The organism is Phytoactinopolyspora endophytica, from assembly GCF_004138495.1.
In the GTDB taxonomy this organism is placed as follows: domain Bacteria; phylum Actinomycetota; class Actinomycetes; order Jiangellales; family Jiangellaceae; genus Phytoactinopolyspora; species Phytoactinopolyspora endophytica.
Window position 1 is genome coordinate 67,672 of the sequence record NZ_ML142852.1, and the last position, 11,583, is coordinate 79,254.

General features: G+C 68.2%; 8 protein-coding genes. 1 reads left to right on the plus strand and 7 read right to left on the minus strand.

Annotated features, from left to right (window positions below; genetic code table 11):
• Positions 1-1,066, plus strand: a 1,066-nt coding sequence (locus tag ELR45_RS08685; RefSeq protein WP_165367611.1) for a CapA family protein, incomplete at its 5' end; no start/stop codon positions are given.
• A 64-nt stretch (positions 1,067-1,130) separates the two neighbouring features.
• Here ELR45_RS08685 and ELR45_RS08690 read toward each other — a convergent pair.
• The 7 genes from ELR45_RS08690 to ELR45_RS08720 form a co-directional block, all read right to left on the minus strand.
• Positions 1,131-2,366 (minus strand): ATP-binding protein, encoded by a 1,236-nt coding sequence (locus ELR45_RS08690; RefSeq protein WP_129665206.1) that lies wholly within the window; start codon positions 2,364-2,366, stop codon positions 1,131-1,133.
• Positions 2,356-4,938 carry an enolase C-terminal domain-like protein gene (locus ELR45_RS08695; protein ID WP_129665207.1) on the minus strand — a complete coding sequence of 861 codons (2,583 nt, stop codon included), beginning with the start codon at positions 4,936-4,938 and terminating at the stop codon, positions 2,356-2,358. The genes ELR45_RS08690 and ELR45_RS08695 overlap by 11 nt, the downstream gene beginning before the upstream one ends.
• Positions 4,939-5,100: 162 nt before the next feature.
• Positions 5,101-5,802, minus strand: a complete 702-nt coding sequence (gene cuyB, locus ELR45_RS08700) for a cysteate racemase (protein WP_165367612.1) — start codon at positions 5,800-5,802, stop codon at positions 5,101-5,103.
• Positions 5,803-5,940: 138 nt separating this feature from the next.
• The gene (locus ELR45_RS08705) at positions 5,941-7,137 is read right to left on the minus strand and encodes a sugar-transfer associated ATP-grasp domain-containing protein (protein ID WP_129665211.1); all 1,197 of its coding nucleotides are present in this window, start codon (positions 7,135-7,137) and stop codon (positions 5,941-5,943) included.
• A gap of 68 nt (positions 7,138-7,205) precedes the next feature.
• Entirely contained in the window at positions 7,206-9,584 is a 2,379-nt protein-coding gene (locus tag ELR45_RS08710; protein WP_129665213.1) for a glycosyltransferase family 1 protein, read from the minus strand.
• Positions 9,585-9,640: 56 nt separating this feature from the next.
• Positions 9,641-10,060 carry a hypothetical protein gene (locus ELR45_RS08715; RefSeq protein WP_129665215.1) on the minus strand — a complete coding sequence of 140 codons (420 nt, stop codon included), beginning with the start codon at positions 10,058-10,060 and terminating at the stop codon, positions 9,641-9,643.
• On the minus strand, positions 10,057-11,583 hold a 1,527-nt coding region (locus ELR45_RS08720; RefSeq protein WP_205856264.1), incomplete at its 5' end, for an asparagine synthase-related protein. The genes ELR45_RS08715 and ELR45_RS08720, both read right to left, overlap by 4 nt.

The window sequence follows — 11,583 nt, forward strand, 5'->3', positions numbered from 1 at the left end:
GTTCGTCGGAGACACCGGGTTCGGAGAGAACTATCAGGAGAACGAGGAGCGCAGAGGCCGTGGCAATGTTCTGAAGGACCACGGGTACACGTACGGTTTCGAGCGGTTCGATCCGCTGCTGTCCGCATCCGACGTGGTCGTGGCGAACCTGGAAACGCCGCTGACGGCCCTGACGACCTCACCGTTCGAGGGGGTCAGGCGGTGGCTGCATCGATCCGATCCGGTACAGGCGCCGCAGGCGCTGACGTCCCGGAACATCGGCGTGGTCACGCTGGCGAACAACCACACGGCAGACTATGGGCAGCAGGGACTGCTGGACACTCTCCACGCTCTGGACTCGAACGGAATCATCACGGTCGGAGCCGGGCTCGACTCCACCGCGGCCACGCGGCCGTTCCGGGCTCGTGCGGAACTCGCTACCGGCAACTCGGAGACACCCACCGAGACCTTTCGGTTGCGCGTCTACAGCGCCTTCCGGGGTGGCCGGCTGTTCCGGGACACGATGAACGCATACGCCGGCCCCGATCAGCCTGGATGCGCACCGCTGCGGATGACGTCACTGCTGCGGCGTGTTCAGCAGGCCAAAGAGCGCCGTCCGGACGAGTTCGTTGTGGTCTGCGTGCATTGGCGGCGGGACTACCAGTGGCGTTCGGACCAGCAGGCGGATGTGGCGACGCGGCTGACGGAAGCCGGCGCGGACCTTGTGCTCGGACACGGCAGCCACATGATGCAAGAGATCGAGAAGCTATCCGGCCGCTGGGTGGTGCACGGCGTCGGCAACTTCGTCTTCAACAGTCCGGGCCGGTACCAGAAGCTCGGGGCACCGCCGTACAGCCTTGTCACCCGGCTTACCGTCAGCCACCGGGACATCGTGCTCAGGTTGTACCCGATCGTCACCGACAACCGGCTGGTCAGATACCAGCCCCGGCCCGTGACCGAGGAGGAGTTCGAAGAGGTGGCGACACTGCTCGCCGCGCGTAGCAACGTCCCCGACTCCTTCCGGGAGGAGTTCCAGCGCGAACACGACTCGTACGGGTATGCGCTGACGGCACACTTACGCCGCTGAGCGCTGAAGCACCCCAGGGCAGGCCGGCCGCGTTGGAGTGTCTTCAGCTACGTCTCTTCTTCAGCTACGTACGAACGACGAACGAGTCGAGCGTCTGCCGCGCCTGCTGACGCTCCTCGACCAGCATCGCCCGGTGCTCCTTCAGGCGTCCATCGAGCAGCATCTCGGATAGCCGGGCGATATGCCGGGCCGAGCCCTGGACAAAGCCCTCGGCTACCCCCTCGACCCGGTCTGTCACACCGATGTGGCCGGTCAGGCCGAACTCCCGAGCCGTCTCCGCCAGTGCGGTGACCGCACCGTCCAGGTCCGGGATCGCCTCAGCATGGAACTCGACGGCGACATCATCCTGTGCGACGTTGAGCGGCAGGCCGCCCACCTCGGCGCCATGGTCGAGAATCACGTCACCCAGGTGCTGGCTCAGATCCTCAGAGAGATCTGCCTGGACCGCAAGGCCCGGCCGCTCGGACAGCTCGACGATCCACACGCCCTGGTCGGCTGCCGGCCGCTGATAGTCGGTCACCACCATGTCCACGGCGGCGACCCCGAGCCCCGGCAATGCCTGGACCGCGTCGATCGCCAGCTGCTGCATCGTGGGGTGGACCTCGCCGAGGATGTCCCGCCCCGCCTCGCCAGCGGTCACCGCCGGCGGGCCTGGACAGTGCACAACGGAACGCACGAGCCCATCGACGACCAGGAAGCGGACATAGTCGCCGCGTACGTGCTCCTCGATCAGGAACCGGTAACCGGGAGGAACAACGATGCGTCCTTCCTCCTCACCGGGTTCGCGCAGCTCCGTGAGCGCATAGGCGGCTCGCACAAAGGTCTCGCGTTCCGTGGGCGGGGTCATCAAGTAGTCGATGGCCGCGTCCAGCTGTTCCTCGCCCTGCACGTCCGGAAACGTCTCGATGGCGTTGTCGCCCATCGCGGGCTTGACCACCACCGGGTAGCCGATACGTTCGGCGAAGTTCTTGGCGTCCCTGATGCCGCGTCCCACGGAGAACGTCGCGCCCCTGGGCAGCGGCAGTTCCGCACGCTCCAGCATCGCGCGGCGCATCCGCTTGTCCTGTGCGTACGTCACCGACCCAAGCGTCGACGACCGCGGGATTCCGTGGACGAAAGCGAGCTCGGTGTCGCCGGGAGTTCCGTCGCCACCGACGACCATCATCACCTGCCGCGGGTAGAGCACCACATCCAGCCCGCGGCGGAGCGCAGCGCTGTGGACTTCATACCCGTCGCGGACCTCGGACGGGACCCCGTCCGTACCGGAACCGGCGGACATCTGGGCAGAATCAACCGACATGGACTAGCTCCTGCGGCGCTTGATCGACAATCTTGAACCCGTCCACCTCTGGCGCGACCACATGGACCGTGGTCACCGACGTCGGCAGAGCGTCTTTCGAACCCAGTACGGCCGCTGCAGCGAGAGCGCTGGCGGGCGCGGTCTCACCGACCAGTACCGCCTCGACAGTGCGGTCATTGACGTTGCGGACCCAGCCGTTCACGCCGAACGCCCGAGCTCGGCGCATCATCCACAGCCGGTATCCGACCTTGGTCACCTTGCCCCTGATGGTCAGCTTGAGCGCCAAGGTATCCGCCCTCTCACCGTTGGTGACCAGGCGGTACCGTTCGACGCACTCACGCATGAACGTGCGGGCCACCTCGCGTGGCTCCCCATAGAGCGGGTACTCGCAGTTACCGATCGCGGCGTGCGCGTTCAGCTCGCAGATGCCCGCCTGCTGCTCGTCGATCGGTTTGGTGTGATCCTCCAGGAGGAAATCCACACCGCAGAACGCGAGGCCGGGAACCGCCTTGACCGCACGCACGCACGCTTCCTTGATCGACGGGTGCAGTTCGTCGAGCACATCGATGGAGTCACCGCCCTGGGACAGGCTGCACGAATTCGACAGCAGCACCTGTCGGCCCACCTCGGGCACCGAGTCGAGTGTCATGTCGGCACGTTGCAGCTGGTAGCGCGCCGCGTCGTCGTACTTGATCGGTCGTCCCCACAGGTGCGGGTTGAGCCGGCGGACCAGGTTCTTGCGCACCATCAACTCGGCGACGGAGCGCTGACCGTCGCCCACCACCGAGGCCGGCTCACGCAGGATGGCCGCTATGACCTCGTCGCCCACCACCACGATCCGGTAGTCCCGGCCGGTCACGTGCTGCTCGACGATGAAGTCCTGGTTGCCGAGTTTGCTGTCCTCGAGCTGGCGGAAGGCCAGGTCGAGCTCTTGCTGGGTGTGGATGTTGGCGACGACGCCGATACCACGCACGCCCATCGCGGGTTTGACCACCACCGGGTAGCCCACCCGCTCCGCGAACGCCCGAGCGGAGCCGTAGTCGCCGCTGGTGAAGGTCCTGCCTCTCGGCACCGGGACACCGGAGCGGCGCAACCGCATCCGGGTCGCTTCTTTATGCGTGCACAGTGCCAGCGACACCGCGCTGGACAGCGGCGACCGACTCCACTTGAAGACCAGAGACGGGTGTACCTCGTCCGTCGCCACGAACGCACCTTTGGAGTACCGGGTCGTGGAGAGCCCCAGGGCCAGAGCCTCCCGCTCCAGCAGGTGACCCTTCGTACCGTTCGGTCCGAGTGGCTGGAGATAGGGGACCTCGTCGTACACGTTGGGGGTGGGACCCGGCTGCTCCACCTCCGGCTGCGCCGGCACCGTCACGTAATCGCTGATCCGGTCGATCATCGTCTCGTACGGCATGCCCACGCCGAGCCCGGGGCTCGAGGGCACCGTCACCTGGTGCGCGTCGTCGCCGGTGGCCACTGAGTGGACCTTCGGCAACGCCACCGCCAGGTTGCTCAGGACCGCCGTGGAGATCTCGCCGGCTCCGTCGGCCTGGCTCAGATGGATCCGGATGTCCGGGTCCGCAGCGAGCGCCACCTGGGCAAGCTCGATGCTGGCCAACAGCCCACCGACCGCGGCAGGCCGGATGTTCAGCGCACCCGTGCCGCCCTTGGCTATCAGCCGCTCCAACCCTTGCCGGCTCCACACGCAGGTACCGGCCATGATCCGCACGTCCACGCCGGGACGCCCGCAGGAGTCGGCCGCCGTCTTCGCTTTCCGCTGCAGCGAAGGTAACTGTTGGCGATGCCGAGGGCGGACCGGCTGTTCCAGGACGACCTGCCGCGGCAGCTTCCGCACAGAGATCTCTCGAACCACGGACCGCACGAACTCGGAGGCGTTGGTCGGCGAGAGCGAGCCCTTCAGGTCGATCCAGAGCGGTTCGTCGTCGCTGCCGCTGTAGCTCTCCGCTGCTTCCTGGAGAGCGGCGAGGTTCTTCTCCACCCCGGACCGGCCGGTCAGCGGCATGGCCACCGGCACCTTCTCCACGTGTACGCCGAGCAGCTCCGCTACCGATATGTCCAGGCTGCGGGCGGCCAAGTCAAGCAGCGCCGTCTCAACGCCGTACAACGTGCCCCGGAACGGCCGCGGATCGTCCCGGCGGCCGGACTTGCCCGCCAGCTGCCGTGCCCAGCCGCGCATGGTCTTCTTCATCGAGGTGGAGCCGGTCCGCTCGGGGAGTATCGCTCGCGCGGCGTCGTGCAGCTCATCCATCACCGCACGGACTGTCGCCACCGCCTCGTCGCGGCTGGCCGTCGGCAATGGGCGGCGCTCGAGCGCCGCCAGGCATTCGAGGAGGAACTCCCACGACGCCGTGCCGCGGTCTCCGGTCTCGCTGCCGCGCGGCTGACACTCTCCGAGCCCTGCAAGCTGCCGTCCGTCCGCAGTGGCCGCTTCCAGCTTGACGAGGTAGTTCCCTCGGGAAGGCTGTTTCGACTGCCCGCTACCGCCGCCCGGCGTACGGTAAGCGATACCGTGCGCGCGCGTGACCGTAAGCGCTCCCCCTGAGTGGTCCATGCCCTGCCTCTCCTGGTCTTCCTCTGCGGCCCTGCCGGCGCATCCCGTTCGCGCAGGATACGCCAGCGGCGATTGTAGAGCGAACCTGCCGCCAGGTCACACTGCAGCCCTACATGAACGCTGACTCACCGGCAGATTCTGAGGCGGACAGACGACCCCGTATCAGCCGCGCAACCGGTTGATACAGGCGATGGCCAGCGCGTCGTTCGCGTCCCATGCAGGCACGTCGCTACCCGCGGGCGGGATCTCGAGGACGGCCGACACGTCCGTGCACCCATAGATGATGCCTTCCGCACCGCGACCGACCAGCTCTCGCAACGCGTTGCTCAGGATATCGCGAGCGCCCTCCAGCGACCCGGCTTTCACAGCGCGAATGCCGGCCATGACCGGGTTGTCCGGCCCGAGGTCGGTCAGGTCGATCACGTTGCGTCCGCTCTGAGCCAGGACCTTCTCGTAGATACCTGACCGCACGGTGCCGTCGGTGGCCATCAGCCCAAGCGTGGTGGCCTCCGGCGCGTCACGTTCCACCTGGGCCGCGACCGCATCGACGATGTGCACCACCGGCACCATGGTGGCGGCGGCCAGGTCGTCGTACCAGGCGTGGGCCGTGTTGCAGGGGATCGCGATCAAGTCCGCGCCCGCCTCGTCGAGGAAGGCGACGCCGCGGAACATGGCCGGCAGCGGGCTATCGCCACCGGCCAGGATCGCGTCCGAGCGGTCCGGCGTCGTCGGATCCGAGTACACGATGGTCGCAATGTGCTCTTGATCACGATCGGCAGGCGTATGTGCGGCAAGCTTCGCGAGGAAGTCTGCGGTAGCGGCGGGGCCCATCCCTCCGAGCACCCCGAGCAACGGCGACATCATGCTCCGAACGTTACCGCACCACCCACGCATTGATCATGGCTGTCTTGTCACGACATTGCCCGGTTGCCCGGTTTTGGGCACGTAGTGATCACCTATCGCGTCGGCAGGCGGCCCGCTACACAGCGCCGGCCTCTCCGGTCAGATGGGTTCCTCGATGTCGACCGCCGGTGGCTCAAGCGCCAGGTCGGTCATGACACCGCGCTCTGCGTAGTACGCGCGGGCACGCGGGTCCGTGAACAGCGGCTGGTGCGCCTGGAGCACGTTCATCCCAGTGTTGATGTTCGCCTCGAGCACGACAGGGCCGTCCGGCGTCACGACGATGTCCCATCCGACGTACTCCATGAACGAGAGCACCCGGGCAGAATGCAGGACCAGATCGCGGATCTGGGGCCAGTACGGGACTTCGACCCCCGTGATCGGGGAGCCGGTGTCGGGATGGGCGTCGAACCACTCCACCTCGTCCCGCAGCGGCAACCGTGTGGCGCGCCCCAGCTGGCCCGTGTCGAGCTCCACCCGCGCGCTCAGACCGCCACGACTCCAGTTGTCCGCCGGCTCCGAGCTACGCGTCCCGATGCGCTGCACCGCCATGGCGATGAACGGACGGTGCCCGTCGTTCACGTCGATCATCGTCAGCACCCGGATAGTGTTAACCGTGTCCGGGTACAGCGCGCTCTGCTTCGGGTGCTGTTCCAGGCCCTCCTCCACGATGAGTGGCCGTTTCTGTGCATAGAACACCTCGACAGTGCGATCGAGGTCCATCTCCTCGCCGTTGACGCTCCATCTCGACTCGTCGAGGCGTTTGACCGCGAAGATGTTCTTGCCCTCGGCACCGGAGAGCACCTTCAAGAAGACCTGCCGTTCGGGCTCGATCCTGTCCAGGTACTCGGGCAGCTCCACCCGCTCCTCGCCCGGGAAGCAGTGGATCGCCTGGCGCCAATAGACACCCAGCAGCTTCGCGGAGCGGATATCCATCGTCCCGAGCAGCAGGTGAGTCGTCAGCTTGTTGTTGATGACGTCTTGGAGCCGCTCATGCACCATCCGCTTGGTCCGGTACACGCGCTGAAGGTCGGAGACGTACTCGGCGGGATCGTTATGATCCAGGTCGTAGAGGATCGCACTACGCGACAGGAAGCCCTTAAGCCACCATCGCGGCCGACGCATGCGCAGTGGCGCCTCCCACTCGCGTTCCTTCTTGACGAGCTTACGGATCGCCGTCAGCCGTAGCTGCCCAGCCCGATACCGCTGACGCGTTCTCTTCGGAAGCTTGCGCACCCGGCGGGCTGCGACTCGTGCACGCCCCCGCGCCCACGCCGCCTTCGTCAGAACTTTACCCATCTGGTCTTTCCCTCTTCATCTCTCGTGCGCCGCCATGGTCGCACCGATGGCCGTGGTGCCGCGAAACGTCATGCTCGGCGACGCGTCTGCGCCGTCTCCATGACGTCCAGGGCCGCCAGAGCCCACGTCGGCCCGGCCGGGTCGGCGACACCCGCCGGAGGGATCGTGTGTTCAGCGAAGACGACCGTGTCGGGCTGGATCACCCGGCATGTCTCGGCTACCCGCCGGCGCAGGTACTCGCTCCACCCCCCACCATAAGCCGAAGTCCAGCGTGCCTCGGGCACCAGCGTCTCCAGAGTGACGTCGAACCCCGCGGCCTCGTCCACCCAGGATGGGGGCGCCAGCACCACCGGCCGGAACGCCGTGGTCATCTGTGCACGCTCGGTCATCGCTCGCAAGGTCTGCTCTGGGTCCACATCCGCGGTGGGCGCGACAAGCAGCGCGATCGGCAGCCGTTCCGGGGCCGGATGCGTCACCGGTGCCCGCACGGGCAGGCCGAGCTCAGCCTCCGCCACCTCGAACAACATCAAGCCCGAGGTCGGCGCGGCACGTTCCAGGAACCGGACCCGTCCCCGTCGTGCCGTGCTCATTGTGCGGCGGGCCCACACCCGGGCCCAGGCCGGCGCCTTCCGGCGCAGGCGGGCGAGCTTGCCGCGCCGCGTCCCCGACTTCCTGGAGGACCGCACGGCCAGCCTCGAGACGGTCCATTCGTCCGGCAACGACCCTTCGAGCGCCTGAGCCATCTGCACGGCCCCCGGCTGTTCCACCTGTCGGGACCGCGCGGCGGACGGCGTCCGGTCGACGGTCTCCAGCGGTGGGTTCGCCGTCTTCCGATGGACCAGCAGCACCCGGACGGCCGAATCACCGACGGCGTCGAGCACCACGCGAGTGTCGCGCCCGCCGGCGTCGAGCACCACGATCCGGTCCGGCCGGTGGGAGGCGAGCAGTCCGGCGAGCCGGTGCCGCAGGTAACGGCCGCGCTCCGTCGCAGAGAGCTCGGCCAGCACCCATGGGAACGTCTCGACCAGCACCTCTGCGCCGTCGATCGATCCCGATCTCGAACGTGTGGAACGGGAGCGCCGCCGATCCGGGGCGGCGCCGGTCCGCTCTGGCACCTCTGGCGTGCGCCAGGCCGGCACCACCACGGCGCACAGGGACGACTCACCGCCTGCCTGCGCGACGACGCCGGGGAGCAAGTCGGCCCCGCCCGTGTCGCGGCGCAGATCCACCACGAGTGTCCGGCTCGGCGGCGCCTCGACGGACGTACGCGGCGCTGACTGCGACCGTGCGGACGTCGCCGCCCGGGACGTGGGGCTCTCGGACCCGCCGGCGCCCTCGCCGGTTCCACGCCGCGACGCCAGGCCACCCTCTGCCGGAGGAGCCGATGGGTCGCCGATGAGCTTGGAGAGCCGCTCGACGTGCGTCTCGTAGCTGAACCGCTTCCGGGCCAGCTCGACACCCGCGCGGGACCGCTCGGCGAAGGCGCCCCAGTCGCAGTAGAGCTCGTCGACGTACCGCCGAACGTCCGATGGGGTCCCGTACAGGCACACGTCGCCGAACAGCGGCTCCAGGTAACGCGGCGCGATGGCGACCGCGCCCGCGGACAGCGCCTCCAGAACCACCCGGCCGAAGGCCTCGATCAGGCCTGGGTGGTGGAAGTAGACCAAGAAGTCGATCGTGGCGAGGAAGTCGCGCGCCGGCACCGAGTTGAACGGCAGGTCCACCCAGTTGGCCGGGAGCTGGTCGAGGATGTCCTGCGGAGCATGGGTCCCGCCCAGGATGCGCACCGAGTACCGGGGATCGGCGGGGTACGCGGCGAGGAGGTCGCGCTTGGTGTCCGGCCACTTGCTCCAGTGCCCACGGCTGTGCCGGCCGATCACCGGACGGTCCGCGACGAACCCGTTCCGCTCCACGTGCCAGCTGGACACGTCGATGACGTTCTCCCAGTCCCAGGGGAGCAGCGGAACTCCTCCGGCATGCTCTTCCAGCGACTGGCGGACCCGCGGACCGATCGGTGCCCACGTCGCCTCCTGGCCGACCAGACGCTCGATCTGTCGATGGACGTGCGGCACGTCGTAGTACGGCACCACACCTCGCTCGTCGGACGCGACCTGGTTGACCGCGAGGATGACCTGCCCGACCTCCAACCGCGGCAGGTCATGCGGCAGGTCGGTGAAGACCGTGGGATGCCGGGCGAGAAGCAGGCCGGCCTCGACCCGGTCAGCGCCGAGAACGAGCTCGGCCTTTCCCTCCTCCAGAACGCGCTGCAACTTCGGCGCGAACCGGCGTGGCTTTCCCAGCACAGGCGACGGCAGATGCAGCAGGCCCGTACGGTATCCAGCGCGGTACTGCGCCTCGATCTCCTCGACCACGCTCGACGTGTTTCCCCCAGGGAAACGCCCGTCGGTGGCCATCAGGACGTCGAACGTCGTCGTTCTACTCGTCATCAAACCTTCTGTGTGGGTATCAGACTGCCTCAGCTCCGACAGGGAATCTTTCCACATCATGTCCGAGACGTCGTGATCCGGCTGAAAATGGTACGGACGCCCCGCCGCCAGCGCGCCGAGTCCCTCCGTTCCCTGGGTAGCCGTCCCACCCATGCTCCCGCGTCGGCGAGATCCACTGAGTCGACCGCGTACACGCGCTCCACGCCGAATCGCCGGCGTGCTTCCTCGGCCACGTCCGGCTGAGCGGCGGCGGCATACCGGCAGACCGCCGCCACTGGCGTGTCCAGGTCACCGGCCTCGCCGGCCAGCAATACCGTCGCGGCGCCGCTGTGTTCGCAGTCGATCAACGCGTCGACGACGTTCCCGTCGAGCCGATCCGGGCCGCCCGCACTCTTCCCGGGCACCAGAACCGGGCGGTCACCGCGCGGGCCGCGGTCCGGCCGCAGGTCACCGATAGGCTCGTACCGCCCGCTCATATCCCCTCCATCAACTCATCTACTCCGATATCACCCAAGACGTCCCGGTACTCCTCCAGCCACAGGGAAAGCGTCGCGAGGCTACGAATCACGTGCTGGGGGCGGGTCTGGTTCAGGTACCCCTGCCAGACGTCAACCTCCGCCGAGGCCAGCCCAGGGGCCAGCAGCCGCCGAACCGGATCACGGGTCAGCAGTTCACGGAAGTGCTCCGCAGCCTCCACGGATGCCACCCGGCGGGGGTGCCGCCGGGGCCGCGAGGTGAGGTCCAAGGCGGTAGGCAGGTCCGCCAGCTCGCCGTCGAGCGTCCGCAGCAACTCCGGGTAGAGGCGCCCGTCGGCATGCTTCTCCGCGGGAATGGCCAGCGCGGCGCGCACGACGCCGTCGTCGAGAAACGGCGTCGCTACCGGCGCGGACGAGGCCATCAGGCCGTACGGAGCGAGGCTGATTCCCGGCAATGTCCGAGTGAGATACGCGGTGAAGGTACTCGCGAACGGGTGGTCGGCCAACGGCTTGGCGATGCTTTCGAAGCCGGCACGGGTCCGCTCGCGCAGCTGTGCCACAACCCGCGGATGCAGCATCTCCTCCGCCCCGTCGAGGTAGCGCGCCAGAGAGTCGAACCGCTTGTCCAATACCGGCCGGTCCGTGTCGTCGTCGCCGAACGCTCCGCCGACGAAAAGCCCTCCCCCGAGCCCGTCGAGTACCGCACCCTTGGTCCCGACCAATGCACGTGCCAGCGGGACCAGCCAGACGTGGAAGGAGGTCTGGTAGTCCACGGACCGGGCGAAAAGGTCCAGATCCGCAGCGAACCCGTCCCGCCGCGGCGCCACCACCTCGTGGGGCAGCCCCAGATGCTCGGCTACCTTGGCTGCCACCAGCTCTTCCATCACGGTGCCGGTGTCCGACGAGGTAGTCCACGCGCGAACCGGCCCAGACGAGGCCCGGACCGCCAGCGTGGCGAGGATCCGCGAATCCCAGCCGCCGCTGAGCAGCGACGTCAATGGCACCCGGGAACCGAGTTCGGTGACCGCCGCGGCCAGGGCGTCCCGGACAGCGTCCAGCCGGGTCTCATCCGCCGGCCCGGCGCTCGGCACGTCGAGCCAGGGCCAGCCGGCCGTCGTCAGCTCCGGATCGGACCCTTGGTGGACGCCGATCCGGCTCCACGGCTGCATCCTATGGATGCCCTCGAAGGTCGTCCTCCCGTCGAGCGGGCCACCGGCGGCGAGCACATGTGCCCATGCGTCCCAGTCGGGGCGGAGCGCTCCCGAACGCGTGCGTGCCAGCGGTTCGACCCGTGAACAGAAATGCACGGCGCCCCCGGCAGACCCGTGCCCGGACGGTGCGCCATCGTCCACGTAGATCGGCACCGCCCCGGAGATCCCGGCGTGCAGGTGGGCCTCGCCACCGTCGACGACGAGCGAGAACGCGTCGCATCGCCGGGCCACCTCGGCAGCGGTGTCCGGGAGGGAGCTGGGCAACGGCACCGGCGACCAGGAAACCGCAGGGCCCTGCGGCCGGGACCACCG

What these genes read in the sequence shown, in the direction of transcription:
- ELR45_RS08690 (WP_129665206.1), bottom strand. Translation starts at nt 2,366, where the DNA reads ATGTCGGTTGATTCTGCCCAGATGTCCGCCGGTTCCGGTACGGACGGG.
- ELR45_RS08695 (WP_129665207.1), bottom strand. Translation starts at nt 4,938, where the DNA reads ATGGACCACTCAGGGGGAGCGCTTACGGTCACGCGCGCGCACGGTATC.
- cuyB (WP_165367612.1), bottom strand. Translation starts at nt 5,802, where the DNA reads ATGATGTCGCCGTTGCTCGGGGTGCTCGGAGGGATGGGCCCCGCCGCT.
- ELR45_RS08705 (WP_129665211.1), bottom strand. Translation starts at nt 7,137, where the DNA reads ATGGGTAAAGTTCTGACGAAGGCGGCGTGGGCGCGGGGGCGTGCACGA.
- ELR45_RS08710 (WP_129665213.1), bottom strand. Translation starts at nt 9,584, where the DNA reads ATGACGAGTAGAACGACGACGTTCGACGTCCTGATGGCCACCGACGGG.
- ELR45_RS08715 (WP_129665215.1), bottom strand. Translation starts at nt 10,060, where the DNA reads ATGAGCGGGCGGTACGAGCCTATCGGTGACCTGCGGCCGGACCGCGGC.